18 protein-coding genes are annotated in these 21,312 nt (G+C 58.5%); 12 read left to right on the top strand and 6 right to left on the bottom strand.

What is annotated here, in order from left to right:
* Positions 1-29 precede the first annotated feature (29 nt).
* Positions 30-584, bottom strand: coding sequence for a GNAT family N-acetyltransferase (locus tag FHC51_RS20185; RefSeq protein WP_103825029.1), 555 nt, complete (start codon positions 582-584; stop codon positions 30-32).
* A 103-nt stretch (positions 585-687) separates the two neighbouring features.
* A complete protein-coding gene (dld, locus tag FHC51_RS20180) occupies positions 688-2,445 on the bottom strand; it encodes a D-lactate dehydrogenase (protein ID WP_114314443.1) in 1,758 nt (585 codons plus the stop codon).
* Between the two features lie 189 nt (positions 2,446-2,634).
* Between dld and bglX the strand changes: the two genes are divergently transcribed.
* From bglX to FHC51_RS20140, 8 genes are all read left to right on the top strand, one after another.
* Complete coding sequence (gene bglX / locus FHC51_RS20175; protein WP_220436447.1) at positions 2,635-4,932, top strand: beta-glucosidase BglX; 2,298 nt, start codon at positions 2,635-2,637, stop codon at positions 4,930-4,932.
* A gap of 322 nt (positions 4,933-5,254) precedes the next feature.
* Entirely contained in the window at positions 5,255-6,607 is a 1,353-nt protein-coding gene (locus FHC51_RS20170) for a glycosyl hydrolase family 28 protein (RefSeq protein ID WP_220436741.1), read from the top strand.
* Positions 6,604-8,163, top strand: a complete 1,560-nt coding sequence (locus tag FHC51_RS20165) for an MFS transporter (RefSeq protein WP_220436446.1) — start codon at positions 6,604-6,606, stop codon at positions 8,161-8,163. The genes FHC51_RS20170 and FHC51_RS20165 overlap by 4 nt, the downstream gene beginning before the upstream one ends.
* 50 nt (positions 8,164-8,213) lie before the next feature.
* Positions 8,214-9,449 carry an MFS transporter gene (locus FHC51_RS20160; protein WP_220436445.1) on the top strand — a complete coding sequence of 412 codons (1,236 nt, stop codon included), beginning with the start codon at positions 8,214-8,216 and terminating at the stop codon, positions 9,447-9,449.
* A 70-nt stretch (positions 9,450-9,519) separates the two neighbouring features.
* On the top strand, positions 9,520-10,437 hold the full coding sequence (locus FHC51_RS20155; RefSeq protein WP_156239356.1) for an ABC transporter substrate-binding protein: 918 nt from the start codon (positions 9,520-9,522) through the stop codon (positions 10,435-10,437).
* A gap of 19 nt (positions 10,438-10,456) precedes the next feature.
* Positions 10,457-11,614 carry an ABC transporter permease gene (locus FHC51_RS20150; protein ID WP_309236359.1) on the top strand — a complete coding sequence of 386 codons (1,158 nt, stop codon included), beginning with the start codon at positions 10,457-10,459 and terminating at the stop codon, positions 11,612-11,614.
* Positions 11,607-12,542, top strand: coding sequence for an ABC transporter ATP-binding protein (locus FHC51_RS20145; RefSeq protein ID WP_114314450.1), 936 nt, complete (start codon positions 11,607-11,609; stop codon positions 12,540-12,542). The genes FHC51_RS20150 and FHC51_RS20145 overlap by 8 nt, the downstream gene beginning before the upstream one ends.
* Positions 12,539-13,276: an ABC transporter permease gene (locus FHC51_RS20140; protein WP_220436444.1), complete on the top strand. Its 738-nt coding sequence runs from the start codon at positions 12,539-12,541 to the stop codon at positions 13,274-13,276. Before FHC51_RS20145 ends, FHC51_RS20140 begins: the two co-directional genes overlap by 4 nt.
* On the opposite strand, the gene FHC51_RS20135 is transcribed toward FHC51_RS20140, so the two are convergent.
* Complete coding sequence (locus tag FHC51_RS20135) at positions 13,251-13,364, bottom strand: protein YohO (RefSeq protein WP_072036698.1); 114 nt, start codon at positions 13,362-13,364, stop codon at positions 13,251-13,253. The genes FHC51_RS20140 and FHC51_RS20135 overlap by 26 nt on opposite strands.
* 59 nt (positions 13,365-13,423) lie before the next feature.
* Entirely contained in the window at positions 13,424-14,158 is a 735-nt protein-coding gene (gene mlrA, locus FHC51_RS20130; RefSeq protein ID WP_114314451.1) for an HTH-type transcriptional regulator MlrA, read from the bottom strand.
* 218 nt (positions 14,159-14,376) lie between these two features.
* Here mlrA and FHC51_RS20125 point away from each other — a divergent pair, with 218 nt between their 5' ends.
* The 3 genes from FHC51_RS20125 to FHC51_RS20115 are packed head-to-tail and all read left to right on the top strand — an operon-like array spanning position 14,377 to position 17,295.
* The gene (locus FHC51_RS20125) at positions 14,377-16,065 is read left to right on the top strand and encodes a sensor histidine kinase (RefSeq protein WP_220436443.1); all 1,689 of its coding nucleotides are present in this window, start codon (positions 14,377-14,379) and stop codon (positions 16,063-16,065) included.
* Positions 16,059-16,778 carry a two-component system response regulator BtsR gene (btsR, locus tag FHC51_RS20120; RefSeq protein ID WP_103180279.1) on the top strand — a complete coding sequence of 240 codons (720 nt, stop codon included), beginning with the start codon at positions 16,059-16,061 and terminating at the stop codon, positions 16,776-16,778. Before FHC51_RS20125 ends, btsR begins: the two co-directional genes overlap by 7 nt.
* 46 nt (positions 16,779-16,824) lie before the next feature.
* The gene (locus tag FHC51_RS20115) at positions 16,825-17,295 is read left to right on the top strand and encodes a DUF1456 family protein (protein WP_114314452.1); all 471 of its coding nucleotides are present in this window, start codon (positions 16,825-16,827) and stop codon (positions 17,293-17,295) included.
* 118 nt (positions 17,296-17,413) lie between these two features.
* On the opposite strand, the gene metG is transcribed toward FHC51_RS20115, so the two are convergent.
* Positions 17,414-19,447, bottom strand: coding sequence for a methionine--tRNA ligase (gene metG / locus FHC51_RS20110; protein WP_220436442.1), 2,034 nt, complete (start codon positions 19,445-19,447; stop codon positions 17,414-17,416).
* 165 nt (positions 19,448-19,612) lie between these two features.
* Between metG and apbC the strand changes: the two genes are divergently transcribed.
* Positions 19,613-20,722 (top strand): iron-sulfur cluster carrier protein ApbC, encoded by a 1,110-nt coding sequence (apbC, locus tag FHC51_RS20105; RefSeq protein WP_103825043.1) that lies wholly within the window; start codon positions 19,613-19,615, stop codon positions 20,720-20,722.
* Between the two features lie 85 nt (positions 20,723-20,807).
* On the opposite strand, the gene FHC51_RS20100 is transcribed toward apbC, so the two are convergent.
* Positions 20,808-21,140, bottom strand: a complete 333-nt coding sequence (locus FHC51_RS20100) for an RcnB family protein (protein ID WP_114314454.1) — start codon at positions 21,138-21,140, stop codon at positions 20,808-20,810.
* Positions 21,141-21,312 lie beyond the last annotated feature (172 nt).

Genomic DNA, 21,312 nt, shown 5'->3' with positions numbered 1-21,312 from the left:
CAAGCGTAGCGCCGCCGGGCAATATCACCTTACTCCGGCAGCGTCCAGTCACCGTCGTTGAGGGGGCGCTGCAAAATCAGCGTATCGCGCCAGTCGCCTTTCTTGTATCCCACGCTTCTCAGCTGTCCTGCCACTTCAAAACCGTGCTTTTTATGCAGGCGTAACGACCCGGCGTTGTTCGGCCCATCGCCCACCACGGCGATCATCTGGCGCCACGGCCCCTCTTCGCTGCGGGCAATCAGGGCGCTCAGCAGCGCGCTGCCAAAGCCGCGTCCGGGGGTGCTGGCCTCAACGTAAATCGACTCTTCAAGGGTGTAACGGTAGGCGGGGCGCGCGCGATAATGGGTGGCGTAACAGAAGCCCACCACAATCCCACGATAGAGTGCCACCAGCCACGGCAGCCCCTGGCTGGTCACCGCGTGTATACGCTCGCGCATCTCGTCAACGGTAGGGGGAACTTCTTCAAACGATGCACGCCCGTTAAGGACGTGCCAGGCATAGATGGCGGCGATGGCATGAGCGTCCTCCGCCTCTGCATCGCGAACCTGAACGTCAGTTTCGGAGAAAGTTTCAACAGCCGACATAATATGTCCGCTCCTCATCAAAAAAAGCCAGAGAAACGTTTCTCTGGCGACCCGTGGCTACTCTAGTACGATTTGTACAGGCTTAACAGCGGGCCCATTCTGGCTAACTGGTTTGATCAGTGGCTTGCGGGCTATGAGTCGCTGTTTCAGGCTGCTCTTGCCAGTTTTTATGCTTGGTTGTTTTACCAATCCCCGGATTCATACTGTTAGTTGGGTCATTAGCCCGATAAAACTGTTTTAATGAGTCCGGTGCTTCGTAAATGTGACCGACATTGTGTTCCGCCGGATATTGCGCGCCGCGCGCCTTCAGCAGAGCCAGCATTTGCGCCTTCAGGGCGTGGGCATCGACCCCTTTTTTAACGATGTAATCCTGGTGGAAGACGTAACACATAAAGTGGCCGTAATAGAGCTTATGCACCAGCTGGCTGTCGATCTCCGGCGGCAGTTTTTCGAACCATTCGGTATCGTTGCGGCGCAGGGCGATATCCAGCGCCAGAATATCCTCCACCTCGTCAGCGTGAACCGCCTGATAGCGGATCGCGGCGCCAGCGGCGGCAAAGCGGTGTAAAAAGGCCTTGCTGCCCTCTTCCGGGGTGCAGGCAAAGAAATCCCCCTCCGCGGTTTTGAAGAATTCGCTCAGCCAGCTCTGTGCTTCGGCAATGCCGTCGCCCGCCATCTTCAGCAGCAGGTGATGTTCGTACTTATCCCGCCAGCTTTTCATCCGCGGCGGCAGGTGTGCCGGGAACGCGCTGCCCAGCTTCTGCATAAAGCGGTCGGTAAAGTTGGGCTTAAACAGCGACACTTTCTCCAGCATGGCATCGGTGCGCCCCTTCATGGTGAAGAAGAAGGGCATCTTGTCGGTGCCGAGCTTGTCGATCATCAGGAAGGTGTCTTTGCCGTAGCGTTCGGCGATGTCGTAAATATCCCGGTGCATATACTCACCGGCCACCGGCAGATGGGTAAATTCCCCGAGAATGTGGCGACGGATGGTGGTCAGCACCTCCGGCTGGTTGGTGCCGATATAGAACACCTGCTGGCGTTTCTCGGCCGGGAAGGTGTCCAGGCGTACGGCAAAGACCGCCAGCTTGCCGGCACAGCCGGAGGATTCAAACAGACGATCCGGGTCGGCGTTATAGCGCGCCGGGGTGTCGGCATCAATTTCACGCACCCGGCTGATGTAATCATGGTCATGAGCGTGGCGCCCGTCATGCAGTACATCGCTGTCTTTCACGCGGTCGTCATCCAGCTTGCTGAGGATCTGCTCCGGCGTGACCCCTAAATCGATACCCAGATGGTTCACCAGCGTCAGCTTGCCCTGCTCATCGATGCGGGCGAAGAGTGACATTTCGGTATAGGCCGGGCCGCGCTGTACCAGCGATCCGCCAGAGTTATTGCAGATCCCGCCGATCACCGAGGCGCCGATACAGGAGGAGCCAATCACCGAGTGCGGCTCACGGCCCAGCGGCTTGAGCGCCTTTTCCAGGGAGTAGAGCGTGGTGCCCGGATAGGCCAGCACCTGCTCACCTTTATCCAGCAGATGCAGCTTGTCGAGGCGCAGGGTGCTGATAATCACAATGTCGCGATCGTAATCATTGCCGTTCGGCGTGGAGCCTTCGGTCAGGCCGGTATTGGCCGCCTGCATCAGAATAATTTTGTCTGCTGCGACGCAGGCATTGAGCACCCGCCACAGCTCCAGCAGCGTGCCCGGGAACACCACCGCCAGCGCGTCCCCTTGTCCGGAGCGAAAGCCCTTGCGGTAGCGGGCAGTTTTCGCGGCGTCGGTAAGCAGGTGCGCCTGGCCTACCAGGCGTGATAGCTCGTTAATGAAACTGGTGTTATCGTGCAGTCGTTCAGAAGACATCGTCCACCCCTTGTGGTTATTCAAATGCGTCGTCAAAAATCATAGCGCGATTAATGTTTAAGCGAACCAGTATTCACCAGAAAAATCAGAGAATAAACCCTGCAACGTTCAGAGGGTTTATGGCACACTGCGCTTTTCGTACGGTCTGGCCGCGACTATCCGGCGGTTATTGATGAGAGAGTAAACGAGATGAAATGGCTCTGTTCTGTAGGTGTGGCTGTAAGTCTGGCGCTGCAACCCGCGCTGGCTGACGACCTGTTTGGCAATCATCCGCTAACGCCGGAAGCCCGGGACGCATTTGTAACCGATCTGCTCACAAAGATGTCGGTTGATGAGAAGATCGGCCAGTTGCGCCTCATCAGCGTCGGGCCGGATAATCCGAAAGAAGCCATTCGCGAGATGATTAAAAACGGGCAGGTGGGGGCGATTTTCAACACCGTCACCCGCCAGGATATCCGCAAAATGCAGGATCAGGTGATGGAGCTCAGCCACCTGAAAATCCCACTCTTCTTCGCCTTTGACGTGCTTCACGGCCAGCGTACCGTCTTCCCGATTACCCTCGGCCTGGCCTCCTCCTTTAACCTCGAAGCGGTGAAAACCGTGGGCCGCGTGTCTGCATACGAAGCGGCGGACGACGGCCTGAACATGACCTGGGCGCCGATGGTGGACGTCTCCCGCGATCCGCGCTGGGGCCGCGCCTCGGAAGGCTTCGGGGAGGATACTTATCTCACCGCGACGATGGGTAAAACCATGGTCGAAGCGATGCAGGGCAAAAGCCCGGCGGATCGCTACTCGGTGATGACCAGCGTCAAACACTTCGCCGCCTATGGCGCCGTGGAGGGCGGCAAAGAGTACAACACCGTCGACATGAGCCCGCAGCGCCTGTTCAACGACTATATGCCGCCGTACAAAGCGGGTCTGGATGCTGGCAGCGGCGCGGTGATGGTGGCCCTGAACTCCCTGAACGGGACACCGGCCACCTCCGACAGCTGGCTGCTGAAAGAGGTCCTGCGCGACCAGTGGGGCTTCAAAGGCATCACCGTCTCCGATCACGGGGCGATCAAGGAGCTGATCAAGCACGGCACGGCCGCCGATCCGGAGGATGCGGTGCGGGTGGCGCTGAAGTCCGGCATCAACATGAGCATGAGCGACGAGTATTACAGCAAGTACCTGCCGGGTCTGGTGAAGAGCGGTAAGGTCACCATGGCGGAGCTGGACGACGCCACGCGCCACGTTCTGAACGTCAAATATGATATGGGGCTGTTTAACGATCCGTACAGCCACCTGGGGCCAAAAGAGTCTGACCCGGTAGACACCAACGCCGAAAGCCGCCTGCATCGTAAAGAGGCGCGTGAAGTGGCGCGTGAGAGCCTGGTGCTGCTGAAAAACCGTCTCGAGACCCTACCGCTGAAGAAATCCGGCACCGTGGCGGTGGTGGGCCCGCTGGCCGACAGCAAACGCGACGTGATGGGCAGCTGGTCTGCGGCTGGCGTGGCGGATCAGTCCGTCACGGTGTTGACGGGCATTAAAGATGCGCTGGGCGACAAGGGCAAAGTGATTTACGCCAAAGGGGCCAACGTCACCAACGATAAAGATATCGTCACCTTCCTCAACCAGTATGAAGAGGCGGTGAAAGTCGATCCGCGCTCCGCCCAGGAGATGATTGACGAAGCGGTGAATGCCGCGAAGCAGTCTGATGTGGTGGTAGCCGTGGTGGGTGAAGCCCAGGGGATGGCGCATGAGGCCTCGAGCCGTACCGATATCACCCTGCCGCAAAGCCAGCGCGATCTGATTGCCGCGCTGAAAGCCACCGGCAAGCCATTGGTGCTGGTGCTGATGAATGGCCGTCCGCTGGCGCTGGTGAAAGAAGATCAGCAGGCTGACGCGATTCTGGAAACCTGGTTCGCCGGTACCGAGGGCGGTAATGCCATTGCCGACGTGCTGTTTGGGGACTACAACCCGTCGGGTAAACTGCCGATGTCCTTCCCGCGCTCGGTGGGGCAGATCCCGGTCTATTACAGCCACCTGAATACTGGCCGACCTTACAACGCCGACAAACCGAACAAGTACACCTCGCGCTACTTTGACGAAGCCAATGGTCCGCTCTATCCGTTTGGCTACGGCCTGAGCTACACCACCTTTAAGGTTTCTGAGGTGAAAATGTCGGCCCCGACCATGAAGGCGGACGGCACGGTGACCGCCAGCGTGGATGTCACCAACACCGGTAAACGTGAAGGGGAGACGGTAGTTCAGATGTACGTTCAGCATATTACCGCCTCCATGAGCCGCCCGGTGAAACAGCTGCGTGGCTTTGAGAAGGTCAACCTGAAACCGGGTGAAACGAAGACCATCAGCTTCCCAATCGACGTGGATGCGCTGAAGTTCTGGAATCAGCAGATGAAATATGACGCTGAGCCAGGCAAATTCAACGTCTTCATCGGTACGGATTCTGCTCGCGTAAACAAGGGTGAGTTCGAGCTGCTGTAAAAAAAGCCCGGCGGTGCCGGGCAATATCCAGACGGGGCCGCCTCACCTGATTCGTGATCGGCCCCGCAATTTTTTTCCAGTCCCGCCTGAAACCGACCTGAATCCCTCTTTTTTATCCCTTCCTGGCAGGTGATTTGTGATGATTTTCACACTTCATTTTTGCCGCCCCTGAGAAAACGTGAACCCCATCAAAAGCGCTTTCTACCGCCTTATTCTGGCGTGACGATCTTCACTCTTCGCTCAAAATCCCCAAATACGGCCCGCGAGCGGGGGGATAAAACGGCGTTAAATGCCTGTCACTTAACAGCTGACAGGTATCAACATAAAGCTCTCGTTAGAAAATGTCGTTCTCGACCGCAGCGGCCTGACTCCCGTCACCGATCTCCTCCAGGGGCTGATTACGACCCTCGCTCAGGCTGGTGGCGGGACGCTGGTGATCACGCCGGGTACCTACCTGACGGGCACGCTGGTATTACCGTCAAACTTCACCCTGCATCTGGAAGCCGGTGCGCGTCTGCTGGCGAGCCCCCATGAGGCGGACTACCAGGCCTGCGAAACCCAAAGCATGGCCGAGCTTTCAAGGATGGCGCTCCTCTATGCGTGTGATGCCCATCACCTGACCCTGAGCGGTCCAGGCTGTATCGACGGTAATGCCAGCGCCTGGTTTGCGCCCACGCCAGACGCCCAGGGCTACCGTCAGCCGAAAACCCATCGTCCGCGCCTGCTGGTGCTGGAAGGGTGCGAGCAGGTGCGGATCGCCGATATCACGCTGTATGACGCGCCCATGTGGACCGCGCACCTGGTCAGCTGCAGGCATGTTTTCATCAAACAGATCACCATCGATAACGATCTGGCGCTCTCCAATACCGATGCGCTGGATCTCGACAGCTGCCAGCACGTTCACCTCAGCGACAGCTATTTCAGCGCCGCCGACGACGGCATCTGCCTGAAGACCACCGCCAAAAGCGCAGCGTTGCAGCAGCCGATGGAGAATGTCACGGTCAATAACTGCATCATTCGCTCAAAAAGTTGCGCCATCAAAGTGGGCACCGAGACCTTTGCCGATATCCGCAACCTGGTGGTCAGCAACTGCGTCATTTTCGAATCCAACCGCGCCATCGGCCTGGTCTCCCGCGACGGCGGACGGTTCAGCCAGATGCTGTTCAGCAATATTGTCTTTGATTGCCGGCACGGCGATCCCTGCCATTGGGGAAAAGCCGATCCGGTCTTTGTCTCCGTCCGCCACCGCGCGCCCGACGTCACGCCGGGCGAAATAAGCCAGGTCACTTTCTTAAGCCTCAACGGAAGCGGGGAAGGGGCCATCAACCTGCACAGCGACATGCCGGGCGCCATTCACGACATCACTTTTAATGGGCTGAGCTTCTCTCAGCGCCTGAGCGCCAGCGACGAGCAGGGCTGCTATGACGTGCGCCCTCCCTGCAACCCCGCGCGCCCGACAGGGATGGGGCTGGATAACGCCTATCTCGTCAACCCGCAAACGGGGCGCGCCCACGGCGTAGAACGTTATCCGCACGGACTGCCCGCGCTCTATGCCGCAGGTGTTGAGGGATTACAGCTGCACGCCATCCAGATTACCCGTCCGCTGCCGTTACCTGCGGGCTGGGATGAAGAGAGCATCCGAACTTACCCGGCGAATACAGGGAATAGAAAATGATAAAAAAAGTGCGAGAAATAAAACTGCGTAACTATGTCTGTTACGGGCTGGCAGATGTGATTGGCTCCGGCGCCTTCACCCTGGTCAGCGCCTGGCTGCTGTTTTTCTTAACCACCTTCTGCGGATTGACACCGATTCAGGCGGGCTCGCTGTTTGCGGTGGCGCGTATTGTTGATGTGATCATGTGTCCGGTCATCGGCTACATTTCCGATAATTTCCACAAGACGGCGCTGGGCCGCCGCTTTGGCCGTCGCCGCTTCTTCCTGCTGGCCAGCATTCCGCTGGTGTCGGTCTACAGCCTGCTGTGGGTGGAGGGCTTTAACTACTGGATGTACCTGCTGTTCTACATCCTGTTTGAGATTGTCTACACCATGATCATCATCCCTTACGACACCCTGTCGGCAGAGATGACCTCTGACTTCAAAAAGCGCTCTAAACTCACCAGCGCCCGCATGTACATCGCCCAGCTGGCCGGTTTTGCCGCCGCCTTCCTGCCGGGACGGCTGGTGGCATACTTCGGCCCGGAAACCTCGGCGTCGTTTTTCTACACCGGTGCCATCTTTACCGTCTCCTTTATGATAGTACTCTTCTTTGTCTACTTCGGCACCTGGGAACGTTCGCTGGAGGAGATCCAGCAGAGCGAAGCCCACGCCGACGAGGAGGAGAAAGCGCCGCTGGCAACCCGGGCGTACCAAATCTATTACGATTTTGTCTCTACGCTGAAAATCAAGACGTTCAGATCGCACCTCGGGATGTATCTGGGCGGTTCAGTGGCGCAGGATATCTTCAACTCCGTCTTTACCTACTTCATGGTCTTCGCCCTGATGACCTCGCCGGTGATGGCCTCTAACCTGCTCGGCGTGATCAACGCTCTTCAGTTCTTTGGCGTCGGGATCGCCACCTGGCTGACCCTGCGTTACTCCCCATCCCGGGCCTTTGCCACCCAGGCCTCAATGGCGCTGGTGGCCTTTGTCCTGCTGGTGTCAGCATACTTCCATCAGACCGGCGGGATGGTGCTGCTGTATGCCGGGGCGGCGATTGCAGGCCTGGCGCGCGGCGGGATCTACGCCATTCCATGGAATAACTACACCTTCGTGGCGGATGTGGACGAGATCCTCACCTGTCAGCGTCGGGAGGGGATCTTTGCCGGCTTTATGAGCCTGCTGCGTAAGGCCTCTCAGGCGATGTCAATTTTCCTCGTCGGCGTGGCATTGCAGATGTCGGGCTTTGTCTCCGGGCAATCCGCACAGCCGCAGTCGGCCATCCATATGATTATGGTGATCATGATTGCCCTGCCGGTGATCCTCACCGTATGGGGGATCTGGTCGGCCTTCCAGTTCCGCGTTAACAGCCGCACGCACGCCATTCTGAACGAAGAGGTGGCACGACTGAAGCAGGGGGGCAGCAAGGCGACCGTCAGCGCGGAAAACCGTGCGGTTATCGAAAGCCTGACCGGTATGCCGTATGAGCACTGCTGGGGCGAGAATAGTGTTGGCTATCTCAACCGCAAACGAATGATGGCGCGACAGACCTCCCCGCAATTTAACAACGCCTGATCCTCCTATTCTGACCGGGCCTGTGCGCCTGGTCTTTCAGGACGAAGCACATGACAGAACACAGCGTATATATTCAGCAAGGGATCTGGGCCAGACTGGGTCTGCCCCGGGAACTGAGCTGGGGCTTTATCGGCCTTTTCCTGTTTATTACCGGCGCCACCATCGAGCAAAGCTGGCTGGCCTCGATGCTGCAAAACCGCGGCTATGACGCGTTTCACATCAGCCTGCTCTCATCGGTGTTCGGCCTGTGCGTGGCGGTGATCTCCTGGTTCTCGGGGATTGGCGCGGGGGTACTGGGCCTGCGTCGCCTGATGTGGGGTGCCACGGCGGTCTATTTTCTCGGTTCGATCCCCTTTATCGGCTATGCCCTGCCGCAGGGGAATTATCCCCTGATGGTCGCCAGCTACGCCCTGCGCGGCGTGGCTTACCCGCTGTTTGCCTATTCGTTTCTGGTCTGGATCAACCAGCGCTGCGAGCCGCGTATCCTGGGGCGGGCGGTTTCCTGGTTCTGGATCGCCTTTGGCGTGGGGATGACGATCGTCGGACCGTGGTACGCCAGCCTGATGCTGCCGCGGATCGGCGAAACCGCGACCCTGCTGAGCGGCTTTATCTTTGTGGTGCTGGGGGCGTTCTGCGCGCTGGTGCTCAACCGCGATCGGCCGCAGACGGCCCAGGGCGGCAGCCTGGGGGCTGCACTCACCGAAGGGATCATGGTGCTGGTGCGGGAGCCAAAAATGCGTCTCGCGGTGATCGTCAAAACCATCAACGACATCGGTAAATTTTCGCTGGTGATCCTGATGCCGGTCTACCTGCCGCGCTTTGGCTTCAGCATCGCGGCGTGGCTCACCATCTGGGGGCTGGTGAACGTGGTTAATATTTTTGCCAGCTACTTCTTTGGCTGGCTGGGGGACACCATCGGCTGGCGCAACACGGTGGTCTGGTTCTCCGGCACCCTGTGCGGACTGGCGATGGTGGCGGTATGTTACGCGCCGGTGCTGTTTGGTGACAGCGAGCCCGCGCTATTCTGCGCCTTAGCGCTCTATGCCATTGGGCTCGGGGCATTTGGGCCGCTCAGCGCGCTGATCCCCTCCCTGCTTCCTGATAACAAAGGCGCGGCGATCGCCTGCCTCAATCTGGGCTCCGGCCTGAGCAACTTTGTCGGGCCGTTGATTGTCACCCTCTGCGTGGCTCCGCTCGGCGTGGAGGGGACGCTGTGGGTGATCGCCATACTCTACTTTGCCGCCAGCGTGCTTACCCTGCCGTTAAAACTACCTGAGACGCGCTAAAACGCCACTTATCGACTACGCTTTTCTCTCAAGCCTCTGAAAAAGGCGGCAAAATCATGAGGAAAGCGGAATGACTATTTTAAAGGGGATTGTTGGCTCAACGGCGCTGCTGGCGGCGTTGAGCCTGCCATTACAGGCGGCGGAGCCGGTAAAGGTCGGGTCGAAAATTGATACGGAAGGGGCGCTGCTGGGCAACATTATTTTGCAGGTGCTGGAGAGCCACGGCGTCAAAACCGTCAATAAAGTGCAGCTTGGCACTACCCCGGTAGTACGTGGCGCCATCACCTCCGGCGAACTGGATATTTACCCGGAATACACCGGCAACGGGGCCTTCTTCTTTAAAGACGAAAACGACCCGGCGTGGAAAAATGCTAAGGATGGCTACGAGAAAGTGAAAAAACTCGATGCCGAACAGAACAAGCTAATCTGGCTGACCCCGGCTCCGGCGAATAACACCTGGACCATCGCGATACGCAAGGATGTGGCGGAGAAAGGTAAACTCACTTCCCTTGAGGATCTCAGCCGCTATCTGAAAGAGAAGGGTGATTTTAAACTCGCCGCTTCAGCCGAGTTTATCGAACGCCCTGATGCCCTGCCTGCCTTTGAAAAAGCCTATGACTTCAAGCTCGATCAGAGCCAGCTGCTGTCGCTGGCGGGTGGTGATACTGCCGTCACCATCAAAGCGGCTGCCCAGCAAACCTCGGGAGTGAATGCGGCGATGGCCTACGGTACCGACGGCCCGGTAGCGGCGCTGGGCCTGCAAACCCTGACCGATCCGAAAGGCGTTCAGCCGATCTATGCCCCGACGCCGGTGGTGCGCGAAGCGGTGCTGAAGGCTTATCCGGAGCTGGACGCGTGGCTGAAGCCGGTATTTGAAACGCTGGATGAGAAAACCCTGCAACAGCTGAACGCCAGCATTGCAGTCGAAGGGCTGGATGCCAAAAAAGTGGCGGCAGATTACCTGAAGCAAAAAGGGCTGGTGAAATAACCCGCCGCAGGACTGTGCTGTGCCGATAAGATGTCATAACCGCGTGCTGCTGCTGATGGCTCTCATTGCCCTCGCAGCAGGAGCGCTACCCTTTGTGAATTTCGCCCCGAACCGGCTGGTGTCCGGGGAAGGGCGCGCCGTCTGGCAGGTGTGGGCGTTCTCGCCTGCGCTGCTGCTTATTGTGCCGGGTCTGTTGCTGGGACTCTCGCTGATGCGTGGGCGCTGGGCAGTGGTGGCGACGCTTGTGGTGTGCGAGCTGCTGTTCGCCGCGCTGGTCTGGAGCGCAGGGCTTGCCGCCACGCATCTTGCCAGCAGCGAAAGTCCGCTGGCGCGTACTGCCGTGGGCAGCGGACTGTGGCTCTGGCTGGCGCTCTGCCTGCTCGCCTGCAGCGATGCCATTCGTCGGCTTAGCCTGTCGCCGCTCTGGCGCTGGCTGCTACAGGCGCAAATCTGGATCCTGCCGTTGCTACTGCTGTTCAGCGGCGAACTCAACGCCCTCTCGCTGATGAAAGAGTACGCCAACCGGCAGGATGTCTTTAACGATGCCGGGCAGCAGCACCTCACGCTGCTGATGGGCACCCTCATCCCGGCCTTGCTGATTGGCGTGCCGCTGGGGCTGCTTTGTTATCGCCGTCCGGCCTCCCAGGGGCCGGTGTTTGCGGTGCTCAATATCATTCAGACCATCCCCTCAGTTGCGTTATTCGGCCTGCTGATTGCCCCCCTTGCCGGGCTGACCCGCGCCTGGCCGTGGCTGTCGTCGCTGGGCATTGCCGGAACCGGCATGACGCCCGCGCTGATCGCCCTGGTGCTCTATGCCCTGTTGCCGCTGGCGCGTGGGGTGCTGGCGGGGCTCAGCCAGGTGCCCGCCGAGGTGCTGGAGAGCGCCGACGCGATGGGGATGAACAGCCGCCAGCGCTTCTGGCAGATCCAGCTCCCGCTGGCCCTGCCGGTGCTGCTGCGCGGCCTGCGCGTAGTGGCGGTGCAGACCGTGGGGATGGCGGTGATAGCGGCCTTAATTGGCGCCGGAGGATTCGGCGCGCTGGTGTTCCAGGGGCTGCTGAGCAGCGCCCTGGATCTGGTGCTGCTGGGCGTCATACCCACCATCGTGCTGGCGGTGGTAGTGGATGCGCTGTTTGCGCTGTGGATCGCCCTGCTGCAAAGGAGAACCGATGATTGAATTTGATGATGTAAGTAAAACCTTTGCCGGCGAGCCCGCGGTCAGCAATCTGGATCTGACCTTTGCCGAAGGGGCCTTCACGGTGCTGGTGGGTACTTCGGGTTCGGGCAAATCGACCACCCTGAAGATGATCAACCGTCTGGTGGAGCACGACAGCGGTCTGATCCGCTTTGCCGGGCAGGAGATCCGCAGCCTGCCGGTGCTGGAGCTGCGTCGGCGGATGGGTTATGCCATTCAGTCCATCGGTCTCTTCCCGCACTGGACGGTGGCGCGCAACATCGCCACCGTGCCGCAGCTGCAAAAATGGCCGCGGCAACAGATTGACGATCGGGTGGATGAACTGATGGCGCTACTGGGGCTGGATCCCGCCCTGCGTGAGCGCTATCCGCACCAGCTCTCAGGCGGGCAGCAGCAGCGGGTCGGTGTGGCGCGGGCCCTGGCCGCTAACCCGGAGGTACTGCTGATGGATGAACCTTTTGGCGCCCTCGACCCGGTCACCCGTAGCGCGTTGCAGCTGGAGATGACCCGCATCCATCGTATTCTGGGGCGGACCATTGTTCTGGTGACCCACGATATCGACGAGGCGCTCCGGCTGGCAGACCACCTGGTGCTGATGGACAGCGGCAGGGTAGTGCAGCAGGGGACGCCGCTGGCGCTGCTGACCCGACCGGCGAATGGATTTGTGCGCGAGTTTTTTGGCCGCAGCGAACTGGGCGTACGCCTGCTGTCGCTGCGCACGGTCGGCGAGTCGATGCGCCCGGAAATCACCTCGGGCGAGTCCAGCCCGCTGCGGGCCTCCATGAGCCTGCGGGATGCGCTCTCGGCGTTTGTCAGCCAGGGCTGTGAACGTCTGCCGGTGGTGGACGACCAGGAAAAGCCGTGCGGCACGCTCTGGTTTCGCGATCTGCTGACCCGGGAGGCGTCGTGAGGCTATTACGCGATCCACTTCTGTGGCTGGTGGCGCTGTTTGTGGCGCTCCTGTTCCTGATGCCCTACAGCGCGCCGCTCTTCAGCGCGCTGTTCCCGGAGCTGCCGCGCCCGGTCTACCAGCAGGAGAGCTTCGTTAGCCTGACGCTCGCCCACTTCTGGCTGGTCGGCATCTCCAGTATTTTTGCCATCGTGGTGGGTGCAGGCGCCGGGATTGCCGTAACGCGACCGGCGGGCCGGGAGTTTCGCCCGCTGGTAGAGACCATCGCCGCCGTCGGGCAGACCTTCCCGCCCGTGGCGGTGCTGGCTATTGCGGTGCCGGTGATGGGCTTTGGTCAGAAGCCGGCGATTATCGCGCTGATCCTTTATGGGGTGCTGCCGATTTTACAGGCGACGCTGGCGGGGCTGGCGGCAGTGCCCGCGGCGGCCATCAGCGTAGCCGAAGGAATGGGGATGAGTGGCTGGCAGCGCCTGCGCAACGTCGAGCTGCCGCTGGCCGCGCCGGTAATGCTGGCGGGCATCCGCACCTCGGTGATTGTGAATATCGGTACCGCGGCCATCGCCTCAACGGTGGGGGCCAATACGCTGGGGACGCCGATTATTATCGGCTTAAGTGGCTTTAATACCGCCTATATTATCCAGGGTGCGCTGCTGGTGGCGCTGGCGGCGATTGTGGTCGATCGCGCCTTTGAACGGCTGGCGCGAAGCCTCAGCCGACACCACCACGGACAATAAACGAATAACCTGCCAGCATCACGCCCCCAATACCGCTGACGGCCATGAGAAAGAAGAGGGTAATAACCGCGACTTTGGTTGCCTTCATAATGTGCTCCTGATGTTAACAGGGCGATTATACGGTGAAGCGCGGGTGTTAATGAACCATTAATTGCCTTTCAGCGGGAAGACGGGATAGCCGTGCGCCTGCCACTGGGTCAGCTGCTGCTCCTGTGCCGCCGTCGGTGACTCTCCGCACCAGACCAGCAGGGTCTGTCCGTCGAACAGCTCCGGGCGCAGCTGTGGGAGCGAATGCGCCAGCACATCGACGCGCCAGCCCTGCTGCGCCGCAATCCACGCCTCCAGCCACAGGCGTGTAGTATCGTGCACGTTCCAGCCTACTACCAGCGCATCCTTGCTGTTCTTCTTTCGCGCCGTAGCCAGACAAATGCAGATGTAGTTGATAAGCACCCCGTCCAGCGCGCTCAGCAGCGCCTGGAGCGTAGGCTGCTGGGATTGCAGACGCCTGCGTAACGGGATGAACAGTTGGTTAATTAAGGTTTGCGCAGGGTATTCACTGCCTTGCTCCTTGATCCATATACGCAGGCGGTGCAGATGGCCGCACTGCAGATAACGCAGCAGCACCTCCTGCTGTTCGCGCCAGATATCCTGCGCCTCCTGACCTTCCGGGCTCAATAGCGTTTTGACCTTCCCGACCTGCACGCCATTATCGATCCAGCCTTTGATCTCACGGATGCGGTCGATATCCGCATCCGTAAACAGCCGGTGGCCGCCGTCGGTTCGCTGCGGTTTCAGTAATCCATATCGTCGTTGCCATGCCCGTAACGTCACAGGATTGATATCACACAGGAGTGCCACTTCTCCTATCGTGTAGAGCGCCATGTTTTCCCCCGGCTTGCGGATGCCCAGATTAACTGTAGACGGAGAATCCCGAACCAGGAAGTTTCGCTCTTTTTTTGCACAAATAATGCGAATATCAGATTATGTTCGGCTAAAGGTGTGATGGCTAACACGAAAACACATTTTCGTCCTTTGACTGCAAAGAAAGTTATTGCGCTTCGGTGTATGTTACGCGCTTTCAGAATTTGCGGTTTGTGGGTATGTACGAATTTAATCTGGTGTTGCTGCTGCTTCAGCAGATGTGTGTGTTTCTGGTCATCGCGTGGTTGATGAGTAAAACACGCCTGTTCATCCCCCTGATGCAGGTCACCGTTCGTCTGCCGCACAAGCTGCTCTGCTACGTTACCTTCTCTATCTTCTGCATTCTCGGCACCTATCTGGGCCTGCATATCGAAGACTCCATTGCCAACACCCGTGCGATTGGCGCGGTGATGGGCGGCCTGCTCGGCGGCCCGGTTGTCGGCGGACTGGTGGGGCTGACCGGGGGGCTGCACCGCTACTCAATGGGCGGCATGACGGCGCTGAGCTGTATGATCTCGACCATTGTCGAAGGGCTGCTTGGCGGCCTCGTCCACAGCGTGATGATCCGCCGCGGTCGCCCGGATAAAGTCTTCAGCCCCCTTACCGCAGGCGCGATAACCCTGGTGGCCGAGCTGGTGCAGATGCTGATCATTTTGCTGATTGCCCGTCCCTTCGAAGATGCCCTGCATCTGGTGGGCAGCATTGCCGCGCCGATGATGGTCACCAACACCGTAGGCGCCGCGCTGTTTATGCGCATTCTGCTCGATAAGCGGGCCATGTTTGAAAAGTACACCTCGGCCTTTTCGGCAACGGCGCTCAATGTCGCGGCCTCGACGGAGGGGATCCTGCGTCAGGGCTTTAACGAAGAGAACAGCATGAAGGTGGCGCAGGTGCTCCATCAGGCGCTGGATATCAGCGCGGTCGCCATTACCGATCGCGAAAAGCTGCTGGCCTTTACCGGCACCGGGGACGACCACCACCTGCCAGGCAGACCGATTTCGTCCGCATATACGCTTCGTGCCATCGAGACCGGTGAGGTAGTCTACGCCGACGGAAACGAAGTGCCGTACCGCTGCTCGCTGCATCCGCAGTGCAAGCTGGGCTCGACGCTGGTGATCCCGCTGCGCGGCGAAAACCAGCGGGTGATGGGCACCATTAAACTGTATGAAGCGAAAAACCGCCTGTTCAGCTCCATCAACCGTACATTGGGGGAGGGGATCGCCCAGCTGCTCTCGGCGCAGATCCTCGCCGGGCAGTATGAGCGGCAGAAGGCGTTGCTGACCCAGTCGGAGATCAAGCTCCTGCATGCGCAGGTGAACCCGCATTTTCTGTTCAATGCCCTCAATACCCTGAAGGCAGTGATCCGCCGGGACAGCGAGCAGGCAACGCAGCTGGTGCAATTTCTCTCGACCTTTTTCCGTAAGAATCTGAAGCGGCCGTCGGAAATTGTCACCCTCGCGGATGAAATAGAGCATGTGAATGCCTATCTGCAAATCGAGCAGGCCCGGTTCCAGTCGCGTCTGCAGGTGACCCTGTCGGTGCCGGATGAGCTGGCCTGGCAGCAGCTGCCAGCCTTTACCCTGCAGCCGATTGTGGAAAACGCCATCAAGCATGGCACCTCCCAGCTGCTGGGTATCGGAGAGATAACCATCACCGCCAGCCGCTTTAACCGCTATCTGGTGCTGAATATAGAAGACAACGCCGGGCTCTACAGCGGTACAAAAGAGGGGGGAGGCCTGGGAATGGGGCTGGTGGACAAACGCCTGCGCGCCCATTTTGGCGAGAACTGCGGTATTACCGTTACCTGTGAGCCCGATAGCTTTACCCGTATAACCTTACGACTGCCTCTGGAGGAACACGCATGTTGAATGTGCTGATTGTCGATGACGAGCCTTTAGCGCGAGAAAACCTGCGATTTTTGCTGCAGGAGCACAGCGATATTGAGATTGTCGGCGAGTGCGCTAACGCCATTGAAGCCATTAGTGCCGTGCACAAGCTGCGTCCCGACGTGCTGTTTCTGGATATCCAGATGCCGCGCATCAGCGGCCTAGAGATGGTGGGCATGCTCGACCCGGAACATCGTCCCTACATTGTCTTTCTCACCGCCTTTGATGAATACGCAGTAAAAGCGTTCGAAGAGCACGCCTTTGACTATCTGCTGAAACCCATCGAAGAGCCGCGGCTGGAAAAGACCCTCAACCGCCTGCGCCAGGAGCGCAACGTGCAGGACGTATCGCTGCTGGCGGAACACCAGCAGCCGCTGAAGTTTATCCCCTGTACCGGCCACAGCCGGATCTATCTGCTGCAGATGGAGGATGTGGCCTTTGTCAGCAGCCGGATGAGCGGGGTGTTTGTCACCAGCCACGAAGGCAAAGAGGGCTTTACCGAGCTGACGCTGCGCACCCTGGAGAGCCGTACACCGCTGCTGCGCTGCCATCGCCAGTACCTGGTGAACATGGCGCATCTGAAAGAGATCCGCCTTGAAGAGAACGGTCAGGCGGAACTGGTGCTGCGCGCCGGACAGACGGTGCCGGTCAGCCGTCGCTACCTGAAAAGTTTGAAAGAGGCGATAGGGCTGTAAAACTGCTACACTGCGCGCCATTGCATCATCGACACTCGAAGGCTCTATGCTCAGTAATGATATTCTTCGTAGCCTGCGCTACACCCTGAAAGCCAATAACAACGACATGGTGCGCATTCTTGCGCTTGCCGACATGGAATCCACCTCCGCCGGGTTCGACACCTGGATGACCAAAGAGGACGAGGAGGGATTTGTTCGCTGCCCGGACATCATCCTCTCCGGTTTTCTGAACGGCCTGATCTACCACAAGCGTGGCAAAGATGAATCTGCGCCTGAGCTGTCGCTGGAGCGTCGGGTGAATAACAACACGGTGCTGAAGAAACTGCGCATCGCCTTTTCACTGAAAACCGACGATATTCTGGCCATTATGACCGAACAGAAGTTCCGCGTCTCAATGCCGGAAATCACCGCCATGATGCGCGCGCCGGACCATAAAAATTACCGCGAGTGTGGGGATCAATTCCTGCGCTACTTCCTGCGTGGGCTCACCAACCGGGTGCATGCCGCGAAGCCGTAATGTTGCCCGGCGGCGCTGCGCTTGCGCGGGCCTACGGGTTATGCAGGCCGGGTAAAGCGAAGCCGCCACCCGGCAAAAGGGCATAAAAAAAGCCGGAGATTAACTCCGGCTTTTTCATTTATTTCACCTGATGACCAGGCAGCGCACCGCTGTCCGGGCTTAACAGGAAGATATCTTTCCCGCCAGGACCTGCGGCCATCACCATCCCCTCAGAGATGCCGAAGCGCATTTTGCGCGGCGCGAGGTTCGCCACCATCACCGTGTGGCGGCCAATCAGCACCTGCGGATCCGGGTAGGCGGAACGAATGCCGGAGAAGACGTTGCGCTTCTCGCCGCCCAGATCGAGGGTCAGGCGCAGCAGCTTATCGGAGCCTTCCACAAATTCCGCGTTTTCAATCAGCGCCACGCGCATATCGACTTTGGCGAAATCATCGAAACTGATGGTCTCCTGAATCGGATCGTCCGCCAGCGGGCCGGTAACCGGCGCGGCGGCGGCTTTCACCTCTTCTTTCGAGGCTTCAACCAGGGCTTCAACCTGCTTCATCTCGATGCGGTTGTAGAGCGCCTTGAAGGCGTTCAGCTTATGGCCGAGCAGCGGTTGATTGATGCTGTCCCAGCTCAGTTCGGTGTTCAGGAACGCTTCGGTACGCGCGGCCAGCTGCGGCAGAACCGGCTTGAGGTAAGACATCAGCACGCGGAACAGGTTGATACCCATGGAGCAGATCGCCTGCAGGTCAGCGTCGCGGCCTTCCTGTTTCGCCACCACCCACGGAGCCTGCTCGTCAACGTAGCGGTTAGCGAGGTCGGCCAGGGCCATGATCTCACGCACCGCTTTGCCAAACTCGCGGCTCTCCCACGCTTCGCCAATTACGGCAGCCGCGTCGGTGAAGGTTTTGTACAGCTCAGGATCGGCCAGTTCCGCCGCCATTACGCCGTCGAAACGCTTGGCGATAAAGCCGGCGTTACGGGAGGCCAGGTTAACGACTTTGTTCACGATGTCGGCGTTCACGCGCTGCACGAAATCTTCCAGGTTCAGGTCGATATCGTCGATACGGGAAGAGAGCTTCGCCGCGTAGTAATAGCGCAGGCTGTCCGCATCGAAGTGGTTCAGCCAGGTGCTGGCTTTAATGAAGGTGCCACGCGATTTGGACATCTTCGCGCCGTTCACGGTTACATAGCCGTGGACAAACAGGTTGGTTGGCTTGCGGAAACCGCTGCCTTCCAGCATGGCAGGCCAGAACAGGCTGTGGAAGTAAACGATGTCTTTGCCGATGAAGTGATACAGCTCGGCGGTGGAATCTTTCTTCCAGTATTCGTCGAAGCTGGTGTTGTCGCCTCGCTTGTCGCACAGGTTCTTGAAGGAGCCCATGTAGCCGATAGGCGCATCCAGCCAGACGTAGAAGTATTTGCCCGGTGCGTTCGGGATTTCGAAGCCGAAGTATGGCGCATCGCGGGAGATATCCCACTGCTGCAGGCCGGATTCAAACCATTCCTGCATCTTGTTCGCCACCTGTTCCTGCAGCGCGCCGCTGCGAGTCCACGCCTGCAGCATTTCGCTGAACGACGGCAGGTCGAAGAAGAAGTGTTCGGAATCACGCATCTCTGGCGTCGCACCGGAAACCACGGATTTCGGCTCAATCAGCTCGGTTGGGCTGTAGGTTGCGCCGCACACTTCGCAGTTATCGCCATACTGGTCCGGAGACTTACATTTCGGGCAGGTGCCTTTCACGAAACGGTCCGGCAGGAACATGCCTTTTTCCGGATCGTACAGCTGAGAGATGGTGCGGTTTTTGATAAAACCGTTCTCTTTCAGACGGGTGTAGATCAGCTCCGACAGCTCACGGTTTTCGTCGCTGTGCGTGGAGTGATAGTTGTCATAGCTGATGTCGAAGCCAGCAAAATCGGTCTGATGCTCCTGACTCATTTCGGCAATCATCTGCTCCGGGGAGATACCCAGCTGCTGGGCTTTCAGCATGATTGGCGTGCCGTGAGCGTCGTCTGCACAGATGAAGTTTACCTCGTGGCCGCGCATTCGCTGGTAACGGACCCAGACATCAGCCTGGATATGCTCCAGCATGTGGCCGAGGTGGATGGAGCCGTTAGCGTACGGCAGAGCGCACGTTACCAGAATTTTTTTCGCGACTTGAGTCATAGTAGGTATTACTTCTTTTAGCTGTGAAAAGGGTTTTTGATGTTACCCGAAAGGGAATAACTACGCCAAGTGATAAGGGCATTAATCCATAAATGAATAATTGTTACCTCTGGGGTAAACTTGGTAATTACATCTCTTTTTCAGAACAACTACAAAGGAGTCGGGATGAGTTCTCAATCCCAGGCCAAATCACCGGAAGCCTTGCGCGCAATGGTTGCCGGGACGCTGGCTAATTTTCAGCACCCCACCCTGAAGCACAATCTCACCACGCTGAAAGCGTTACATCACGTGGCGTGGCTGGATGATACCCTGCATGTCGAACTGCATATGCCGTTCGTCTGGAGCCATGCGTTCGAGACGCTGAAAGAGCAAACCAGCGCCGAACTGCTCCGCATCACCGGGGCGAAGGCCATCGACTGGAAATTGACCCATACCATCGCCACACTGAAGCGGGTGAAGAACCATCCGGGCATCAATGGTGTGAAAAACATCATCGCGATCAGCTCCGGCAAGGGCGGGGTGGGTAAATCCTCTACCGCCGTGAACCTGGCGCTGGCGCTGGCCGCCGAAGGGGCGAAGGTCGGTATCCTGGATGCTGATATCTATGGACCGTCAATTCCGAACATGCTCGGCGCGGAAAATCAGCGTCCGACCTCCCCGGATGGCACCCACATGGCGCCAATTATGGCTTACGGTCTGGCGACCAACTCCATTGGCTATCTGGTCACCGACGATAACGCCATGGTGTGGCGCGGGCCGATGGCCAGCAAGGCGCTGATGCAGATGTTGCAGGAGACCATGTGGCCGGATCTCGATTATCTGGTGCTGGATATGCCGCCGGGCACCGGTGACATTCAGCTGACCCTGGCGCAGAACATCCCGGTTACCGGTGCGGTGGTTGTCACCACCCCGCAGGACATCGCACTGATTGATGCCAAAAAAGGCATTGTGATGTTCGAGAAGGTAGAGGTGCCGGTGCTGGGTATCGTTGAAAACATGAGCATGCATATCTGCAGCAACTGCGGTCACCATGAAGCCATCTTTGGTACCGGCGGGGCAGAAAAACTGGCTGCGCAGTATCACACCCAGCTGCTGGGGCAGATGCCGCTGCACATTACGCTGCGTGAAGATCTGGATAGCGGCAAGCCGACCGTCGTCAACCGTCCTGAAAGTGAGTTTGCTGAGATGTATCGTCAGCTGGCAAATCGCGTTGCCGCACAGCTTTACTGGCAGGGCGAGGTGATCCCGGGCGATATCGCGTTCCGCGCGGTGTAAGGCTTTGCCGGGGGCGCTTTGCTTGCGCGGGCCTACAAGTCAGGGTAGGCCGGGTAAGCGAAGCGTCACCCGGCGCAATAAGCGATTAACGGTGGTAGAAGATATCGCCGTTATACGCTTTGTAGATCTTACCGTCAGTATCGCCTACCAGCACGTAGTTCTCGCCCATGTAAGTCCAGTGAGTTCCCGCATCCGGTTCAGGCAGGTTACGCAGCTTATACTGCTTGATGGTGTACTCAGGTGTCAGGTACTGCGCCGGGGCGAAATCACCAATCTTGTATTTCGTAAAATCGGCTACAAATTCCTGTTCCTCATAGGCCTGGATGCCAGAGGGGGCCGCTGTGGCTTGTGGCGCAGCAAATGCCGTGCTCGCCAGTGACATCAATACGCCCAGAAGTAGAATTTTACCTTTAGTCATTTTATCTCCAGATTTACCGTGGCCATTACTCTTGTTCTGCCGTTTCGTGGCTGAGCAACAGATAGTCTATTTTATGTTTTGCCGGTTGGCTAAGTGCGTTAAAAATGTAACAAATCAACACATCCTTAAGTTGCTCTGGCCAGACTCAATTATTTATATAGTGAATTTATTT

The sequence above is a fragment of the Leclercia sp. EC_58 genome (assembly GCF_019584355.1).
In the GTDB taxonomy this organism is placed as follows: domain Bacteria; phylum Pseudomonadota; class Gammaproteobacteria; order Enterobacterales; family Enterobacteriaceae; genus Enterobacter.
The sequence above is the reverse complement of the archived record's forward strand: the minus strand, read 5'-3'. Positions and strand labels throughout refer to the sequence as shown.

Coding starts and splice junctions, on each gene's coding strand:
- metG (WP_220436442.1), bottom strand. CDS start 19,447: ATGACTCAAGTCGCGAAAAAAATTCTGGTAACGTGCGCTCTGCCGTAC.
- FHC51_RS20145 (WP_114314450.1), top strand. CDS start 11,607: ATGATTGAATTTGATGATGTAAGTAAAACCTTTGCCGGCGAGCCCGCG.
- FHC51_RS20185 (WP_103825029.1), bottom strand. CDS start 584: ATGTCGGCTGTTGAAACTTTCTCCGAAACTGACGTTCAGGTTCGCGAT.
- FHC51_RS20135 (WP_072036698.1), bottom strand. CDS start 13,364: ATGAAGGCAACCAAAGTCGCGGTTATTACCCTCTTCTTTCTCATGGCC.
- FHC51_RS20160 (WP_220436445.1), top strand. CDS start 8,214: ATGACAGAACACAGCGTATATATTCAGCAAGGGATCTGGGCCAGACTG.
- FHC51_RS20155 (WP_156239356.1), top strand. CDS start 9,520: ATGACTATTTTAAAGGGGATTGTTGGCTCAACGGCGCTGCTGGCGGCG.
- btsR (WP_103180279.1), top strand. CDS start 16,059: ATGTTGAATGTGCTGATTGTCGATGACGAGCCTTTAGCGCGAGAAAAC.
- mlrA (WP_114314451.1), bottom strand. CDS start 14,158: ATGGCGCTCTACACGATAGGAGAAGTGGCACTCCTGTGTGATATCAAT.
- dld (WP_114314443.1), bottom strand. CDS start 2,445: ATGTCTTCTGAACGACTGCACGATAACACCAGTTTCATTAACGAGCTA.
- FHC51_RS20115 (WP_114314452.1), top strand. CDS start 16,825: ATGCTCAGTAATGATATTCTTCGTAGCCTGCGCTACACCCTGAAAGCC.
- apbC (WP_103825043.1), top strand. CDS start 19,613: ATGAGTTCTCAATCCCAGGCCAAATCACCGGAAGCCTTGCGCGCAATG.
- FHC51_RS20100 (WP_114314454.1), bottom strand. CDS start 21,140: ATGACTAAAGGTAAAATTCTACTTCTGGGCGTATTGATGTCACTGGCG.
- FHC51_RS20125 (WP_220436443.1), top strand. CDS start 14,377: ATGTACGAATTTAATCTGGTGTTGCTGCTGCTTCAGCAGATGTGTGTG.
- FHC51_RS20165 (WP_220436446.1), top strand. CDS start 6,604: ATGATAAAAAAAGTGCGAGAAATAAAACTGCGTAACTATGTCTGTTAC.
- bglX (WP_220436447.1), top strand. CDS start 2,635: ATGAAATGGCTCTGTTCTGTAGGTGTGGCTGTAAGTCTGGCGCTGCAA.